We start from the raw sequence: 17,323 nt of genomic DNA, 5'->3' as shown, positions 1-17,323 counted from the left end.
ATGAACAGCCTTCTTGCAGGTGATGGGTGAACGTTGCTTTTGAGACATTCCCGAAGCGGTGCACGAAGTCTGCACAAACGGGGTGAACGTGCTTTCCTGCTTGCTTGTGCAAGATCTTAGGGGTTGTCTAAAAAGGATATTCACCTTTTTAGGCAACCTTTTTTCAAGAGGCAGTCTCAAAAGCGGCCCCTTCGGCGGACTTGTCCCGATTGGGAACAAGTCCTTTTCTGCGAAAAAACGAAAGCTGAGCCTGCTTTGTACAGCTTGCAGGGAAAGACGTTATGATGGTATGATGAACGTTATGGAATAGAGTCGGGAGTGGATGACATGAGTAAACGAGATTACTATGAAGTCCTTGGTGTTGATAAGAATGCTTCAGTTGATGAGGTGAAAAAAGCGTACCGCAAATTGGCGCGCAAGTATCACCCGGATGTCAATAAGGAAGCGGATGCTGAGGATAAGTTTAAAGAGGTAAAAGAAGCCTATGACACATTGAGTGATCCTCAGAAAAAGGCCCGCTACGATCAATTTGGCCATACGGATCCAAATCAAGGCTTCGGTGGAGCTGGCGACTTTGGCGGGGGCTTCGGCGACATCTTTGATATGTTCTTTGGCGGCGGGGGACGTCGGAACCCGAACGCGCCACGGCAAGGAGCCGATTTGCAATATACGATGACGCTTGAATTTAAGGAAGCGGTATTTGGCAAGGAAACGGAGATCGAAATTCCGCGGGAGGAAACATGCCAGACGTGTACAGGTTCGGGCGCAAAGCCTGGAACGAAGCCAGAAACATGTTCGCACTGTGGCGGAAGCGGCCAATTAAACGTCGAACAAAACACACCATTCGGCCGTGTTGTCAATCGTCGCGTTTGTCATCATTGTCAAGGAACAGGGAAATTCATTAAGGAAAAATGTACAACATGCGGCGGCAAGGGGAAAGTTCGCAAGCGTAAGAAAATTAATGTGAAGGTCCCTGCCGGCATCGATCATGGTCAGCAGCTGCGCGTTTCCGGGCAAGGGGAAGCCGGGACGAATGGTGGACCTCCGGGTGACTTGTTTGTTGTCTTTAATGTGAAGCCGCATGAATTCTTCGAGCGCGATGGAGACGATATTTACTGCGAAATGCCGTTAACATTTGCCCAGGTAGCATTAGGGGATGAAATCGAAGTGCCGACATTAAATGGAAAAGTGAAGCTGAAAATCCCTGCCGGCACCCAGACGGGAACAAACTTCCGCCTGCGCGGCAAAGGAGTGCCGAATGTCCATGGTCGTGGGCAAGGAGATCAGCATGTGAAAGTCCGTGTCGTCACGCCGAAGAATCTGACGGAAAAAGAAAAAGACCTGATTCGTGAGTTCGCGCAAATGAGCGGCGGTCGGCCAGACGAGCAAAATGATAATTTCTTTGCCAAAGTGAAGCGGGCCTTTAAAGGATAATTGGCTGGAATTGAAAGGATGGAGTTGGAAAAGATGATGAAATGGTCGGAGTTCAGTATTCATACGACTGAGGAAGCAGTTGAGCCGATATGTAATATTCTGCATGAAGCGGGTGCAAGCGGGGTTGTCATTGAAGATCCATTGGACCTCGTAAAGGAATGGGGGATTCATTACGGCGAAATCTACCAGCTCTCTCCTGACGATTATCCTGAAGAAGGGGTGCGAATTAAGGCTTATTTCCCGGTGAATAGTTTTTTGGCGGAAACGATTGAGGAAATTAAAGAAGCGATTAATGGCCTGCTCGTCTATGATTTCGATCTAGGGCATAATCATGTGCAGATAGTCGAGGTTGATGAAGAGGACTGGGCAACGGCCTGGAAAAAGTATTATAAGCCTGTTAAAGTGTCAAAGTCGATCACGATTACGCCGACATGGGAAACGTATACCCCGCAGGAAGGGGAAACGATTATTGAACTTGATCCCGGTATGGCATTTGGCACGGGCACTCACCCGACGACGGTGCTCTGTATTCAGGCATTGGACCGGACGGTGAAAGGCGGGGAGAAGGTTGTCGATGTCGGTACAGGTTCGGGGGTATTAAGCATCGCTGCGGCAAAGCTCGGAGCAGAGCAGGTGCTCGCTCTTGATCTTGATGATGTCGCGGTTGTGAGCGCGAGACAAAACATAGCATTGAATCAGCTGGAAGCGAAAATTTCTGTCAAACAAAATAATCTCCTTCAAGGGATTTCCGGAACATTTGATATTGTCGTTGCCAATATTTTGGCGGAAATCGTTGTCCAGTGTATTCAAGATGCGGCAGCGATACTTAAACCGGGCGGCAGCTTTATTACATCAGGCATTATTAAGCGGAAGAAGCAAGAAGTAAAGGACGCGCTGCTCGAAGGCGGCTTTACGATCAACGAAGTCGTCGAAATGGAGGATTGGGTCGCCATTCTGGCGGAAAAGCAGGGATGAATAGAGGGCGATAAAAGATGCAACGCTATTTTGTAACAGAGGATCAGCTTTCACCAACGACGGCGATCATCACGGGTGAGGACGTCAAGCATATCTCACGTGTGATGCGGATGAATTCAGGGGATCTGATCATTTGCAGTGACGGAGCCGGCCGAACAGTGAAATGTCAAATTGAACAAATCGCCGAGAATCAAGTGACGGCGCGCATTATCGAAGAGCTGAAGCCAAACACCGAGCTTCCTGTTAAGGTGACAATTGCGCAAGGGCTGCCTAAAGGAGACAAGCTGGAATTCATCGTCCAAAAAGGGACGGAGCTCGGCGCTGTTGCTTTTCAGCCTTTTTCAGCTAGTCGCTCTGTTGTGAAATGGGAGCCGAAGAAGGTCGAAAAAAAAGTGGAACGTCTTGAGAAAATTGCCAAAGAAGCGGCGGAACAGGCGTACCGTGAACAAATTCCAGCTGTGCTGCCAGTAAAGTCCGCTGCCGGACTTGCCGCTTTCGCCGCTCAGTTTGATATGGTGATCATTGCCTATGAAGAGGAGGCAAAAGCCAATGAACAGCAGCGGTTTGCCCAATGTCTTCAAGCTCTCACTCCCGGTCAGTCAATCTTGATTATGATCGGCCCCGAAGGCGGATTGACGGAAGCGGAAGTCAGTCAATTCGTAGAGGCTGGAGCAGTGCCATGCGGCTTTGGGCCGCGAATTTTACGTACGGAGACAGCGGCGCTTTATGCACTTGCTGCGATCTCGTACCATTTCGAATTAATGAGGTGAACAAAATGCCTACTGTTGCTTTTCATACATTAGGTTGTAAAGTAAATCATTATGAAACAGAAGCCATTTGGCAGCTGTTTCAGCATGCCGGCTACGAAAAGACCGATTTTGAGGCCAGATCTGATGTTTATGTCATTAACACATGTACAGTGACAAATACAGGAGATAAAAAAAGCCGTCAGGTCATTCGCCGCGCGATCCGCAAAAATCCGGATGCTGTCATTTGCGTGACGGGCTGCTACGCCCAGACGTCGCCAGCTGAAGTGATGGCGATTCCAGGAGTTGATATTGTCGTCGGCACGCAGGACCGTGTGAAGATGCTTGATTATATTGAGCAATTCAAGCAGGAGCGCCAGCCGATTAACGGGGTTGGTAATATTATGAAGTCCCGTGTTTATGAAGAGCTTGATGTTCCGGCGTTTACAGACCGGACGCGCGCTTCGCTTAAAATTCAGGAAGGCTGTAACAATTTCTGTACGTTCTGCATTATTCCGTGGGCCAGAGGGCTAATGCGCTCCCGTGACCCGAAAGAGGTGCTGCGCCAGGCGAAGCAGCTTGTCGATGCCGGCTATAAGGAAATTGTTTTAACGGGCATTCATACAGGCGGATACGGGGAGGATCTGAAAGATTACAGCCTCGCCCGGCTGCTAGAAGACTTGGAGCATGTCGACGGATTAAAGCGCATCCGAATTTCTTCTATTGAAGCGAGTCAACTGACGGACGAAGTCATTTCGGTCATCGGCCGTTCAAAGAAGGTTGTCCGCCACCTGCATATTCCGTTGCAATCTGGCTCGAACAGTGTGTTAAAACGGATGCGGCGGAAATATACGATGGAGTTCTTTGGCGAGCGGCTGGAGCGGCTGAAGGAAGTTTTACCTGGACTTGCGGTTACATCCGATGTCATCGTCGGTTTTCCTGGAGAGACGGAAGAGGAATTTCAGGAAACATTTGAATTCATCGCTAAGCATAAATTCAGTGAGCTTCATGTTTTTCCGTATTCGAAGCGGACCGGCACTCCGGCGGCGCGGATGGAGGACCAAGTCGACGAACAGGTGAAAAATGAGCGCGTGCACCGGCTGATCGAGCTTTCAAACCAGCTGGCGAAGGAATATGCTTCCCAGTTCGAAGGCGAAGTATTAGAGATGATTCCGGAAGAAAGGGAGAAAGAAAATCCGGAAAGTGGCGTTTTCATCGGCTATACGGATAACTATTTAAAAGTAAGATTTAAGGGCGACGACCAGCTGATTGGCGAGCTGATTAAAGTGAAGATCACAAAAGCTGGCTATCCATACAATGAAGGGGAATTTGTTCGCGTATTGGATCATGAGGAGCTGAAGGAAGTCGTGAACGGCTAAACGGTTTCAAGCTGGAAGGAAGGCCGCTGCTTTCCTCCAGCTTTGATTGGTAAAAAAGAGGCTGGGATAAAAGGTTGTTTTTTGACCTTTTTCCCAGCCTCTCTAAGCAATGAGCGGAACCGCCACGATCTTTTAAAGCCCGTTGTGAGTGGGTTTCTCATAACGGGCTTGTGGCGTGTGAAGCCATTGCCAGTAGGTCCAAAGCTAGTTTTGTCTCAAGCTCTTTTTTTGATTGAAAATCATCCGATCCTATGCTAAAGTTATATAGATGCCCATCATTTAATTAAATTTATACGTATTTACCCTATTTTAATTATACGATGTGCGCATGTTGTTCGTCAAGTCTTTTTTTTAAGGAGTGTTTGCCATGAATGGAGAACTTCAAAAGGAGCAAAAACGGGTCGACAGTGTAATGGAAATCATTACAGAGGAAATCAGCCATTTAGAAGAGGAAACATCGAGGCGAAAAAATGAAGTCGTTCAAATCCGCAAACACTTTTGGGATGAAGTAAAGGTAAACACAGACACGTTTGATGATTACCTGGAGACGATTATCGGCTTGCGCCAGGAGGCTCAGGCTTTGTCCGTCAGCCAGAGCAGTCACCGGTTCGCTTCGAAGCGTTTGTCGACGTTACGACGGATGCGTGAGATTCCCTACTTTGGACGGATCGATTTTAAGGAAGAAGGTGCTTTGGCTCAAGAACAAATTTATATTGGCATCTCTTCGCTCAGCGATGCCAGTGGCGAAGATTTCCTTATTTATGACTGGAGAGCGCCAATCTCAAGCGTTTACTACGATTATCAGCCTGGTCCGGCTGCCTATGAAACACCGGGCGGGGCGATTGGCGGCATGCTGGAGAAAAAGTGGCAATACTTGATTCGCGAAGGCGTGCTTCAGTCGATGTTTGACACGAGTCTCACCATTGGAGATGAGATTTTGCAGGAAGTGCTTGGCAAAGGGACCGATAAACATATGCACAATATCGTCGCGACGATTCAACAGGAGCAAAACGAGATCATCCGTCATGACCGTGGAAGGCTGCTCATTGTTCACGGCGCGGCCGGAAGCGGCAAAACGTCAGCCGCCCTGCAGCGAATTGCGTATTTGCTCTATAAATATCGAGATCAGTTACATGCCGATCAAATCATTTTGTTTTCGCCGAATTCGATGTTTAGCAGCTATGTGTCCAATGTATTGCCGGAGCTTGGCGAGGAAAATATGCAGCAGGTCACCTTCCAGCAATATTTGAACCATCGGCTCAGCAAGGAATTCCAAGTAGAGACCCCTTACGAGCAATTGGAATATGTGTTAACCGAGACGGATGCTCCTGCATACAGACAACGGGTTGCGGCGATCAAATGTAAAGCATCCACCCGCTTTTTTCAGGCGCTTCAATCATACAGACAATCTCTCGAAATAGCAGGAATGCAATTCAAGGATATCATGTTCAGAGGGGAACCGGTCGTCACGGCACAGCAAATGACAGAGCGGTTTTACAGTCATGACACATCCCTTCGCTTCCATAACAGGCTTGAACGTTTGCAAGATTGGCTGATGAAGCAAATAAAAGAAGTTCAGAAGAACGAAAGGACTAAGCCTTGGGTTGAGGAGGAGATCGAGCTGCTCAGCGAGGAAGAATATCATAAGGCACACCGCTATTTGGCGGAAAAGCGCGGCTTTCAAAGAGAGGCAGTTGCCGACTACGAAATCGAGCCGGAAGCCCTTGCCCGACTAATTATACAGCAGAAAGTAAAGCCGTTGAAAAAGCAGATCAGGACGCTTCGCTTCCTCAACATAAAGGAGATGTACAGGCAGCTCTTTACAGATCCGCGGCGAATCAACCATTGGATGGAAGGAGAGATCCCGGAAGAATGGCACGAAATTTGTCAATTAACGCTCGAAATGCTGGACGAAGAGAAGCTGTATTATGAGGATGCTACTCCTTTTCTACTATTAAAAGAGCTGATTCAAGGCTTTCAAATCAACAGTTCTATTAAACATCTCGTTGTTGATGAAGCGCAGGATTATTCTTCGTTTCAATTTGAGTTTCTGCGGCGGTTGTTTCCTGCGGCTAAGATGACGGTGCTCGGTGATTTTAATCAGGCGATATTCGCCTATGCCAACGAAATGGTCGATTTCAGCACGCTTACAAGCCTCTATGGCGCGGATAAAACAAACGTGATCAATCTGTCACGAAGCTACCGCTCGACGAAACCGATCATCGAATTTACGCGAAATCTCGTTCCTCATGGCGAAAGGATCATTCCTTTTGAGCGTGCTGGTGAACGGCCTGCCGTGAAACAATTGACGAGTCAGGACGAACTGCACGGCTGCATTGCGGCTAAAGTCGCAGATTTACAAAGCGAAGGATTTTCCAGCATTGCTGTGATTTGCAAGTCGGCTGAGGAGAGCGGATGTGCCTATCAGGCTCTGTCTACCCGCATTGCTGACGTGAAACTAGTGAAAAGCAGCTCGGGCGAATACGAGGAGGGAGTCGTGATCATTCCGTCGTATTTGTCGAAGGGGATCGAATTCGATGCAGTGATCATTTATAATGCGTCGAAACATGTATATGGGGATGAAAGCCTGCGCCGAGTTTTCTATACCGTTTGCACGAGAGCGATGCATCAATTACAGCTTTACTGTGTCGGAGAGCCGAGCCCGTTTTTACGGGAGGCTTTACGGGAAGGAACTCTAGCTTAGTTGAATTCCATTTGCTGAAAAGGCCGGGGTGAGGAAAAAACATGGCAGTGGCTTCGTACTGCGCCTGCTGCTTCGAGCGTGAGCCAAAAGGGGAAAAATCTACTCTTTTGGCTCACGCTCTTCTTTTTGGGCGGCAGATGGCCTGGCAGACAAGTTAAGCAGAGCGATCTCACAAAAAAGTCTGTTAGATTTTATCACGAAAATGTTGTGAAGTTTTTTGTGGAGGTCTAAGATTCCAACTATAATATTTTGACAATTCTAAATTGTCTCAGTTTTCTGTATAGTTAATTCGCTCTACATCTTTTGGAGGATAGGAAAAAATCACATTTAAAATGACGAAGGAGGATTTTATTTATGACGATTAGCACAACTTCTTCAGAACGGGTGCAGGAAGCCTATGACAAGTTACTGGCAGAGGTGGTAACGCAAAAAGGATTGGCCTTTTTAAAAGACGATCATGAAAATACGATCAAGGAGCAGATCACGATCACGGAAATACCAGCGCCGCCTTTTAAGGAGCAAAAAAGAGCAGAGTTTATGCTAGCGCGATTAAAAGAGCTTGGGTTGGAAGAGTGCCGGATCGATGACGAAGGAAACGTCTTTGGAACGTTAAAAGGGACAGGGAATGGACCGAAAATTTTCGTGTCTGCCCATATGGACACGGTCTTTCCGGAAGGGGTCGATACGACGGTGAAAGAAGAGAACGGCATTCTCTATGCCCCGGGAATTGTCGATGATACGAGCGGCCTAGCTGAATTATTATCAGTTGTTCGTGCTTTTAAACAAACCAATATCAAAACAGTCGGCGATATCGTCTTTGGCGGTACTGTCGGGGAAGAAGGATTAGGAAATTTGAGAGGGGTGCGGGCTTTCTTTTTGAATAACCGGGATATCGACGGCTTTATCTCGATCGATGGCCCGGAAATTTCACGAATTTGCTATATGGGTACCGGCAGCTACAGATATAAAGTTACATACAAAGGACCGGGCGGCCACAGCTTTGGCGCATTCGGTCAGCCGAGTGCCACACATGCGCTAGGAAGAGCGGCGGCAGCCATTGCCGATATTCAGACGAATGCGGAGCCGAAGACGACATTTACGATTGGCGAAATCCACGGCGGCACGTCGGTTAATGCGATTGCCGAAGAAGCTTACATGCTTGTCGATTTGCGTTCCAATGATGCCGAAGAGTTAATGAAATTGGAAAGCCGGTTTCTCGATATCGTCCAGCAGGCTGTAGAGGAGGAAAATATCAGATGGAACAGTAAGGAAATGACGGTCTCACTGGAGAAAATCGGTGATCGTCCGGCAGGCTCGCAGCCCGATGATGCGCCAATTGTCCGGATCGCAGCCGGGGCGACTGAGGCGCTTGGAATTACGCCAAGCTTGGCCGGGCCGAGCAGCACGGACTCGAATATCCCGATCAGCCTTGGGATCCCGGCGGTTACGCTCGGAAAAGGGGGCAAAGCCGGTGGTGCTCATACGCTAGGGGAATGGTTTGATCCGACAGATTCATTTGTCGGGCCGCAACGGGCTTTCTTGACGATACTTGGAATGGCAGGCGTGGAAAATGTGGTCGAGCCGTTACTGCCGGTGAAAAGCTAACGAGCCTGAAGTCAAGGCAAATTCACTAAAAATGATGGGGGTCCTCATGCGTATGAAGAAACTATTTCTGCCGATGTTCATGATGATGCTGGCGATCGTGATCGCCGGCTGTAGCAGCTCAAGCACGATGGACTCTACAGATGATGAGAACAGCCCGAGCGACGGGACGGATGAAGAACAGGTGAGCGGCGGCGAGTTGCGGGCGGCGATCGGTCAGCAGCCTGAAACGCTTGACCCGCATATGAGTACGGGCGCGACGGTCAAATATGTGACGAGACATATTTTCGAAGGGCTTTTAGCCGCCGACTCTAGCTTCCAGCCGCAGCCGATGCTGGCGGAATCATGGGAGATTAGCGATGATGGCACGATCTATACCTTTCATTTACGAGAAGGCGTGGAGTTTCACAATGGAAAAGAGATGACAGCCGAAGATGTGACAGCGTCGATGAACCGCTGGCTGGAGCAATCCTCTGTCGCGACTCAGATTATGGGGGAAGACGCTTATTTCCAGGAGGAAGACGACTACACCGTCACGCTGCATTTGGAGGAAGCGAGATTAACAGCGATTGACGCGATCGCTTCGCCGAAGCAATTCGCCGGCATTATGCCGAAAGACGTGATTGAGGCTGCTGATTCCACCGGGATTACCGATTATGTCGGAACCGGTCCATTCAAATTCGTGGAATGGAGGCAGGATCAGTACATTCATTTTGAAAAATTTGATCAGTATCAGCCGGTTGATTTTCCGGCAGACGGACTGGCCGGAGAGAAAGTCGCCATAGTAGATGATCTGTTCTTTGACATCGTCACGGATTCCTCGACACAATTAGCCGGAATTCAAACAGGTCAATATGATATTGCCTATACATTGCCGAACGATAATTATGAACAGCTGTTAGATGATCCGGCGATTAACACGATGACGGATCTTTACGGGAATTCCTTCCACCATTTTAACAAAAAAGAGGGAATCTTCACCGATTTCAAGATGAGACAAGCGGTTAACGCTGCCGTCAGCAATGAAGAAATTATGCTGGGCGGCTGGTCACATCCGGATTTGTACAGCCTCAACTCAAGCTACATGGGCGAAAGCCAAGTGTGGTACAGCGAGGCAGGCGCAGACGAGTATGACCAGGCTGATCCGGATAAAGCGGCGCAGCTATTGGAAGAAGCCGGCTATAACGGCGAGGAGATCGTTATTTTGACAAACAATGACAGTGAGCTGTATAACACGTCAGTGATCCTGCATGAGCAATTGAGTCAGCTCGGGATGAATGTCAAGCTTGATGTATATGACCGGGCGACGTATTCTGAACGCCGGACAAATTCGGCGAACTGGGATTTACTGGCGGTTGGGTTGTCAACGGTCACTACGCCTTCCCAGCATTTGTCTCTCAGTGCCTCATGGTATGGATGGACAGAGGATGAGACGGTACATCAAATGCTGGCGGAGATTGAAGCAGTATCAACATTGGAAGAGGGGACGGCAATCTGGGATGATTTGCAGGCGTATTTATGGACGGAATATTTGCCGGGGACGAAGCACGGTGACTATTACTACTATATTGCAGCGAGAGACAACGTCGAAGGAGTGACGATTCTCGAAGGGCCGATTTTATGGAACACAAGTGTAAATAAGTAACGGAGGCAGGGGAAGCGGGCTTCGATCTGCTTTACCCCTGTCGCCCTGGTTGAAGCACCACTTATTCGAAAGATGACGTTGAATAAAGGAGTTTCGAAATGAAAAATTATTTACTATATTTGACGAAACGAGTCCTGTCCCTTATCCCTGTATTATTTGTCGTCTCAGTCATTGTTTTTCTCATTATTCATATGACGCCGGGAGATCCGGCAATCGTGATGCTCGGTGAGGATGCGACGGCAGAGCAAGTTGAGGAACTCCGGCAACAGCTCGGACTTGATCTCCCTTTACACGAGCAGTATTTGAATTGGGTGCTTGGTGCGCTTCAGGTTGATTTAGGCTCTTCTTATTTCATGAGGGAACCTGTCACCGAAGCAATCATGAACCATCTTGGACCGACGATTTCACTGACGATTCTTTCCCAAATGATCGCGCTCTTAATCGCGATTCCAATTGGTATTTTTGCCGCCAGACGTCGCGGTACAATGGCGGATCAATCGGTGATGGGTGTTTCTTTATTAGGAATGTCCGTCCCTAACTTTATTCTCGGCTTGCTGACGATGCTGATGTTTGGTGTCATTTTGCGCTGGCTGCCGGTTGCCGGCTATGCCCCGTTAAGCGCCGGACTTTGGGAGCATATGAAATATTTAATCCTCCCCGCTGTCTCCTTAGGAACATTACAGGCCGCGCTGATTACGCGCATTACCCGTTCTTCGATGCTCGAAGTATTAAATAACAACTATATTAAAAGTGCCAGAGCGAAAGGGGTGAAAGAAAGGCAGATTATTTACTTCCATGCGTTTCGAAATGCCTTTTTGCCAATTTTAACTGTAATCGGGCAAACGTTTGGCGGGTTAATTGCCGGTGCAGTTATTACGGAAACGATCTTTAATATTCCGGGTATTGGCCAGCTGACGATTAATTCAATCGAACGACGCGATTACCCGATCATTCAAGGTGTCATATTCTTTGTCGCGATTGCCTATGTCGGCATTAATTTATTCGTCGATCTCCTCTACGGCTTCATTAATCCGAGGGTCCGGCTGGAAAAGAACTAGAAAGGAGGATCAGATCGCCATGGAAATCGCTCAAAATAGCGGGAGAGTCATTGACGTTCAGCGCCAGCTGCTGAAAAATCAAAGAAGTTTGCTCGTTCGCCGCCTGCTCGGCAATAAGCAGATTGTATTCGGAAGTGTCATTTTAACGATGTTTATCCTGTTTGCTTTGATCGGGCCGATGATCGCCTCCTATGGTCCTTATGAAATGTCGGTCAGCGACCGGCTGCAGCCTCCCAATGCTGATCATTGGTTTGGGACGGACAATTTTGGCCGCGATATTTTTTACCGGGTGGCGATCGGCGCGCGAGTATCGCTCGGTGTCGGACTGTCAGTAGCGGTCCTTTCCTCAATTATTGGGCTGGTGGTCGGCTTATATGCCAGCTACTACCGGACGTTGGATCATATTCTGATGCGGATCTGTGACGGGCTCATGTCGATCCCGGCGATTTTACTGGCGATTGCCTTCATGGCCGCTTTAGGACCGAACACGATCAACATCGTCATCGCCTTAACGATTGTGTTCAGTCCCTATATCGCCCGGGTTGTCCGTTCGTCGGCATTGGTCGTCCGGGAGCAAACGTATATTGAAGCGATGAAAGCACAGGGGGCAAGGTCGTGGCGGATTATTTTAAAGCATATTGCTCCGAACACCATCTCACCTTTATTCGTTCAGGCATCGTTCATTTTTGCCGACGCGATTATCACGGAAGCGGGGTTAAGCTTCCTCGGGGCAGGAGTGCCGGCTCCGGATCCAAGCTGGGGAAATATTTTAGCTGACGGCAAACTGGTGATCTATAATGCCTGGTGGATGATTGTTTTTCCTGGCGCCGCTCTTATTTTATCGGTATTGAGTATTAATTTACTAGGTGACGGGCTGCGCGATTTACTTGATCCTCATGTTGGCAATAGCAAAAAAATCAAGAGGAAAAAGGCAAAAGTAAAGGCTGGCTAATTGACGAATATCGAAATGGGAGTGAAGAATGATGAAGAAGCAATCACTGTTAGATGTGCAGGAGCTAAAAACGAATTTTTATACGGAGCGCGGGGTTGTGACCGCTGTTGACGGAATCTCATTCTCCGTTGAAGAAGGAGAAATTGTCGGTGTTGTCGGAGAATCGGGCTGTGGAAAAAGTGTGACCTCCCAATCAATTCTTCGTTTATTCGATGAGAAATACTCGGTCGAATATGAAGGCTCGATCCTGTTTAAAGGGGAAAGTCTGCTCGAAAAAACATTGGCGGAAATGCAGGATATACGCGGAAACGAGATTTCAATGATTTTTCAGGACCCATCCAGCTCGTTAAATCCTGTCTACACGATCGGGCGTCAGGTGGCCGAAGCCATTTTGCTGCACAAGGATATTACCAGAAAAGAAGCCTATCAGAAAGCAGTCAAATTACTGGAGCTGACCGGCATCCCTTCGCCGGAAAAGAGGGCGCTTGAGTATCCTTATCAATTATCCGGGGGGATGCTGCAGCGGGTCATGATTGCGATGGCCTTGGCATGCGAGCCGAAGCTGCTGATTGCCGATGAGCCGACAACCGCTCTTGATGTGACGATTCAAGCACAAATATTGGATTTAATTGTGCGGCTAAATCAGGAAATTGGCATGGGAGTGATGTTTATCACGCATGATTTAGGCGTGGTCGCCCAGGTTTGCAACCGGGTGATTGTCATGTATCTCGGCCAGGTCGTCGAAGAGGCCGACGTGCGAACACTATTTACCGAGCCGCTGCACCCTTACACGAAAGGACTCTTACATTCCATTCCGAAGCTTGACGGGGAAAGGGCAGAAAAGCTGCATGTCATCGAAGGGACGGTTCCGTCTTTAACCAATGTTCCGACCGGCTGCCGCTTTGCCGACCGCTGCCCGCAGGCTGATGCGACGTGCCTTGAGCATGCGCCAGCTCTTGAGGCACAAAATGATGGTCATAAAGTGAGGTGCTGGCATGCAAGTGCTCAAAAAGAGGTGGAGACATATGTCGCTACAAACTAGCACACCGGTTTTAGAAGTCGAAAGCTTGAAAAAGCATTTTGTGATGACGGGGTCGTTCGGAAAGCTTGGTGGGGTGAAGGGAGTCGTCAAGGCGGTTAACAATGTATCGTTTACGATTCATCAGAATGAAACGTACGGACTCGTCGGCGAATCCGGCTGTGGAAAAAGTACATTAAGCCGCACCCTTTTAAAATTAATCAGCTCGACCGACGGCAAAGTGAAATATGCCAACAAAGATATTTTGCAGCTGAAGGGGAGTGAGCTGCGCCATGTCCGCAGAGATGTGCAAATGGTTTTTCAAGATCCGTACACTTCGTTAAATCCGCGGCAGCGCGTCGGCCAGATTTTAGAGGAACCGCTTCTCATTCATTCGATTGGCACGAAAAAAGAGCGAATGGAAATAATGAGCGACATGCTTGAAAAGGTCGGGATGCAAGCTGACCACTTTTACCGCTATCCTCATGAACTTTCAGGTGGTCAACGACAAAGAGTCGGGTTAGCGCGGGCGTTAGTCGTCAATCCGAAAATCTTAATTTTAGATGAACCCGTCTCCGCATTAGACGTTTCGATTCAATCGCAAATCATTAACTTACTGGAAGAATTGCAAGCCGAGTTTAACTTGTCCTATCTATTTATCGCTCATGACATGGGTGTCGTCCGCCATATTTCAGATCGAATAGGGGTGATGTATCTTGGAAATCTTGTCGAAGAAGGGCCGACGGAACGGATCTTTCAGCATCCACTCCACCCGTACACGAAAGCATTGCTTTCAGCAGTCCCTGTTGCCAATCCCGATTATAAAAGAGAGCGAATCATGTTAAAGGGGGAAATCCCGTCCCCCTTTGATTTACCCTCAGGCTGTGTTTTTCATACGAGATGTCCTTTTGCTGAAGAACAATGCAAGACGGAAGTACCACAAAGAACTGAAAACGCCGCCGATCATTTTGTCTCCTGTCATTTGTATCACTAATCGTTTTCAAAAAATGAAGAAAGCAGGTGGTTTCATGGTTTCGTTTGTCGCCACAGGTGACAGTTTTATTACGAGAAAAATCGCGGACAGAGGTTCATCGTTTACGGAACTGGCGGCTCTACTCAACAGTGCCGACGTCCGCTTCACGAATCTTGAAACGACGACTCATCATGCTGAAGGGGTTCCGGCAGCCGTAAGTGGAGGAACGTGGGCGATGTCACCGCCTTATGTGTTACGTGAGCTGAAGGACTATGGCTTTAATCTCATCGCCTGGGCAAACAATCATACGCTTGATTATTCGCATGGCGGTCTTCGCGCGACGGAAACGTATTTGAACGAACATGAATTTGTCCATGCCGGAGTCGGAGAGAACCTCGCGAAAGCCAGTGAGCCGCGCTATTTGGAAACACCGTCCGGAAGAGTAGCGCTCATTGCGGCGACATCGAGCTTTCATGAGTCGGCGGCCGCAGGGGAGCAACGGCCGGATATGGTCGGCCGGCCCGGAGTCAACCCTTTGCGCTATCACACGGTTCATCACATCACAAGGGAGAAAATGAATGAGCTGAAACGGATTGCCGACACGGTGGATATCAACGCGGAGCGTAATATCCGCATAAAAAATGGGTATGAGGTAGCAAAGCGCGATGGGACCTTTCCGTTTGGCCAATACCTTTTCAAAGAGTCTGAGCAGGAAGGAAAAGCAACGGCTCCGAATGCGGAAGACGTTGAGCGGATCACGAAGGCGATCTCGGAGGCGAAAAGACAGGCGGACTATGTCCTGCTGAGCATTCATGCTCATGAAATGAAGGGGGAATCGAAGGAGCTGCCAGCTGATTTTCTTGAAACATTTGCCCGCCTGTGCATCGACGCCGGGGCGCACGCCGTCATTGGTCACGGTCCGCATATTATTAGAGCGATTGAAATCTACAAAAACCGTCCGATCTTTTATAGTCTCGGCAACTTTATTTTCCAAAATGAAACGGTCACTCACTTACCGGACGATTTTTACAAAAAATATGGGCTCAGTCATGCCAACACGGTTGCCGACGCCCTTGATGCAAGATCCTTGCAAAATACGAGAGGCTATGTGACGCAGCCGGAAATCTGGGCATCGTATTTGCCATATTGGAAAATGGAAAATGGCGAAGTAAAGGAGCTGATGCTATATCCGCTTGAACTCGGCTTTGAAAAAACGCGCTACAACAAGGGAAATCCGGCGATTGATCGCAATAAGGAGATTTTGCTTACATTAAAAGAGCTTTCTAAGCCTTACGGAACGGAGATTGAGATTGAAGATGAGGTCGGTCGTGTCGTGTTGAAAGCCAGTGCGCTTGTCTGAGAATCAACGCAAATGAAAATATAGTAGGAGATGATGAAAAATGATTCCATCTGTAGCGTATCAGGAGCGTTTAGCCGAAATCATTGATAGCAAACGGGAGAAGCTGATCGGACTAAGTGATGACATTTGGGAGCTTTGTGAAACGAAATTTGAAGAATATCAGTCCGCCGAGCGGTTATGTCTCGCATTGGAAGAGGAAGGGTTTGAGGTTGTCCGCAATGCGGGAGGAGTCGCGACGGCGTTTACCGGGACATTTGGCAGCGGTGGCCCAACGATCGCCCTGCTCGGGGAATACGATGCCTTGCCGGGACTTAGTCAAAAAGCGGGGGTAGCTGACAAGGAACCGCTTCAGCCTGGCGGAAGCGGTCATGGATGCGGTCATAATCTTTTAGGAGTAGGAGCGTTGGCGGCCGCATTCGCCGTTAAGCACTATCTGGAAGAGCAGCGTATCCAGGCGACGGTCCGCTATTATGGCTGTCCCGCTGAAGAAGGAGGCGGAGGAAAGGCGTATATGGTGCGGGCTGGACTGTTCGATGATGTCGATATCGCACTGACATGGCATCCGATGGATGAAAATAAGGCAAATCATGCGACGATGCTGGCAACAGCGCAAATCTATTTTCAATTTAAAGGAGTCAGTTCTCATGCCGGCGCCAAGCCTCACTTAGGGAGAAGCGCCCTCGATGCGGTCGAGCTGATGAATGTCGGCGCCAATTATGTAAGGGAGCACATTATTCCAGAAGCAAGAGTCCATTACGCGATCACAAATACAGGCGGCTTTGCCCCGAATATTGTGCCGTCTGAGGCGGAGGTGCTGTATAAAGTGCGGGCGCCGGAAACAGGGCAGGTGAAAGAATTGATTGAGCGAATCACAAATATTGCGAAGGGGGCGGCATTGATGACCGGAACGGAAATGGAGCTGCAATTTGACGGATCCTCGGCCGAGCTGATCCCGAACTCCGCCTTGGCCGCTTTGCTAGCTGAAAATTTCAAAAAGATCGGGACTGAGCAATATACGCAGGAGGAAATTGATTTCGCCCGTACGATACAGGCAAGCTTTACAGAACAGCAGATGGACGTTGTCCGCCGCAATCAGAATAAAGCTATTTCAAATGACGTCACCCCTTTTTCAACGACGCTCGGCTTTATGCCGGGTTCGACAGATGTCGGGGACGTCAGCTGGAAAGTCCCGACAGGCAAAATTTACGCAACCACTTGTGCCTACGGGACTCCGTTTCATTCATGGCAGCTCGTGACCCAGGGAAAGTCATCGATTGCTCATAAAGGGATGCTCCTGGCCGGCAAGGTGCTGGCGGCAACAGCGGTTGATTTAATCGAACAGCCGGATTTAATCATTGAAGCGAAAAGGGAATTCCGTGAACAGCTCAACGGAAAACAGTACGAATCGTTAATCCCTGCTGATGCCAAGCCGTCACCGGTTAGAAAGGCGTAAAAACGATCATCGATCGAGGCCATG

The 17,323-nt window shown here is 48.7% G+C and carries 13 protein-coding genes; all 13 read left to right on the top strand.

All coding sequences use genetic code 11. From position 1 onward, the window contains the following. The first annotated feature begins 327 nt into the window (after positions 1-327). Positions 328-1,434, top strand: a complete 1,107-nt coding sequence (dnaJ, locus tag ABMB67_RS04620; protein ID WP_251221652.1) for a molecular chaperone DnaJ — start codon at positions 328-330, stop codon at positions 1,432-1,434. A gap of 36 nt (positions 1,435-1,470) precedes the next feature. After that, the gene (prmA, locus tag ABMB67_RS04615; RefSeq protein ID WP_251221802.1) at positions 1,471-2,409 is read left to right on the top strand and encodes a 50S ribosomal protein L11 methyltransferase; all 939 of its coding nucleotides are present in this window, start codon (positions 1,471-1,473) and stop codon (positions 2,407-2,409) included. A 17-nt stretch (positions 2,410-2,426) separates the two neighbouring features. Further along, positions 2,427-3,179 (top strand): 16S rRNA (uracil(1498)-N(3))-methyltransferase, encoded by a 753-nt coding sequence (locus tag ABMB67_RS04610; RefSeq protein ID WP_251221653.1) that lies wholly within the window; start codon positions 2,427-2,429, stop codon positions 3,177-3,179. A gap of 5 nt (positions 3,180-3,184) precedes the next feature. Next, positions 3,185-4,534: a tRNA (N(6)-L-threonylcarbamoyladenosine(37)-C(2))-methylthiotransferase MtaB gene (mtaB, locus tag ABMB67_RS04605; RefSeq protein ID WP_251221654.1), complete on the top strand. Its 1,350-nt coding sequence runs from the start codon at positions 3,185-3,187 to the stop codon at positions 4,532-4,534. Positions 4,535-4,901: 367 nt separating this feature from the next. Then, positions 4,902-7,238, top strand: a complete 2,337-nt coding sequence (gene helD / locus ABMB67_RS04600) for an RNA polymerase recycling motor HelD (protein WP_354571249.1) — start codon at positions 4,902-4,904, stop codon at positions 7,236-7,238. A 354-nt stretch (positions 7,239-7,592) separates the two neighbouring features. Continuing rightward, entirely contained in the window at positions 7,593-8,843 is a 1,251-nt protein-coding gene (locus tag ABMB67_RS04595) for a M20/M25/M40 family metallo-hydrolase (protein WP_354571248.1), read from the top strand. Between the two features lie 52 nt (positions 8,844-8,895). Continuing rightward, complete coding sequence (locus tag ABMB67_RS04590) at positions 8,896-10,485, top strand: ABC transporter substrate-binding protein (RefSeq protein ID WP_354571247.1); 1,590 nt, start codon at positions 8,896-8,898, stop codon at positions 10,483-10,485. A 98-nt stretch (positions 10,486-10,583) separates the two neighbouring features. Next, on the top strand, positions 10,584-11,543 hold the full coding sequence (locus ABMB67_RS04585; protein WP_251221658.1) for an ABC transporter permease: 960 nt from the start codon (positions 10,584-10,586) through the stop codon (positions 11,541-11,543). Positions 11,544-11,562: 19 nt separating this feature from the next. Continuing rightward, complete coding sequence (locus ABMB67_RS04580) at positions 11,563-12,495, top strand: ABC transporter permease (RefSeq protein ID WP_354571246.1); 933 nt, start codon at positions 11,563-11,565, stop codon at positions 12,493-12,495. 31 nt (positions 12,496-12,526) lie between these two features. Then, on the top strand, positions 12,527-13,537 hold the full coding sequence (locus tag ABMB67_RS04575) for an ABC transporter ATP-binding protein (protein ID WP_354571245.1): 1,011 nt from the start codon (positions 12,527-12,529) through the stop codon (positions 13,535-13,537). Further along, positions 13,521-14,507 (top strand): ABC transporter ATP-binding protein, encoded by a 987-nt coding sequence (locus ABMB67_RS04570; RefSeq protein ID WP_251221661.1) that lies wholly within the window; start codon positions 13,521-13,523, stop codon positions 14,505-14,507. Before ABMB67_RS04575 ends, ABMB67_RS04570 begins: the two co-directional genes overlap by 17 nt. 34 nt (positions 14,508-14,541) lie before the next feature. Beyond that, on the top strand, positions 14,542-15,846 hold the full coding sequence (locus ABMB67_RS04565; protein ID WP_251221803.1) for a CapA family protein: 1,305 nt from the start codon (positions 14,542-14,544) through the stop codon (positions 15,844-15,846). A 40-nt stretch (positions 15,847-15,886) separates the two neighbouring features. Then, positions 15,887-17,299 carry a M20 family metallopeptidase gene (locus ABMB67_RS04560; RefSeq protein WP_251221662.1) on the top strand — a complete coding sequence of 471 codons (1,413 nt, stop codon included), beginning with the start codon at positions 15,887-15,889 and terminating at the stop codon, positions 17,297-17,299. Positions 17,300-17,323: the final 24 nt, after the last annotated feature.

Origin of the sequence: Halalkalibacter oceani (assembly GCF_040544555.1) — a bacterium.
Taxonomy (GTDB): domain Bacteria; phylum Bacillota; class Bacilli; order Bacillales; family Bacillaceae_D; genus Halalkalibacter; species Halalkalibacter oceani.
This window is presented reverse-complemented; position numbering and strand designations above follow the sequence as displayed.

What these genes read in the sequence shown, in the direction of transcription:
- ABMB67_RS04595 (WP_354571248.1), top strand. Translation starts at nt 7,593, where the DNA reads ATGACGATTAGCACAACTTCTTCAGAACGGGTGCAGGAAGCCTATGAC.
- ABMB67_RS04580 (WP_354571246.1), top strand. Translation starts at nt 11,563, where the DNA reads ATGGAAATCGCTCAAAATAGCGGGAGAGTCATTGACGTTCAGCGCCAG.
- ABMB67_RS04590 (WP_354571247.1), top strand. Translation starts at nt 8,896, where the DNA reads ATGAAGAAACTATTTCTGCCGATGTTCATGATGATGCTGGCGATCGTG.
- ABMB67_RS04610 (WP_251221653.1), top strand. Translation starts at nt 2,427, where the DNA reads ATGCAACGCTATTTTGTAACAGAGGATCAGCTTTCACCAACGACGGCG.
- ABMB67_RS04560 (WP_251221662.1), top strand. Translation starts at nt 15,887, where the DNA reads ATGATTCCATCTGTAGCGTATCAGGAGCGTTTAGCCGAAATCATTGAT.
- ABMB67_RS04570 (WP_251221661.1), top strand. Translation starts at nt 13,521, where the DNA reads ATGTCGCTACAAACTAGCACACCGGTTTTAGAAGTCGAAAGCTTGAAA.
- ABMB67_RS04585 (WP_251221658.1), top strand. Translation starts at nt 10,584, where the DNA reads ATGAAAAATTATTTACTATATTTGACGAAACGAGTCCTGTCCCTTATC.
- dnaJ (WP_251221652.1), top strand. Translation starts at nt 328, where the DNA reads ATGAGTAAACGAGATTACTATGAAGTCCTTGGTGTTGATAAGAATGCT.
- ABMB67_RS04565 (WP_251221803.1), top strand. Translation starts at nt 14,542, where the DNA reads ATGGTTTCGTTTGTCGCCACAGGTGACAGTTTTATTACGAGAAAAATC.
- prmA (WP_251221802.1), top strand. Translation starts at nt 1,471, where the DNA reads ATGAAATGGTCGGAGTTCAGTATTCATACGACTGAGGAAGCAGTTGAG.
- ABMB67_RS04575 (WP_354571245.1), top strand. Translation starts at nt 12,527, where the DNA reads ATGAAGAAGCAATCACTGTTAGATGTGCAGGAGCTAAAAACGAATTTT.
- helD (WP_354571249.1), top strand. Translation starts at nt 4,902, where the DNA reads ATGAATGGAGAACTTCAAAAGGAGCAAAAACGGGTCGACAGTGTAATG.
- mtaB (WP_251221654.1), top strand. Translation starts at nt 3,185, where the DNA reads ATGCCTACTGTTGCTTTTCATACATTAGGTTGTAAAGTAAATCATTAT.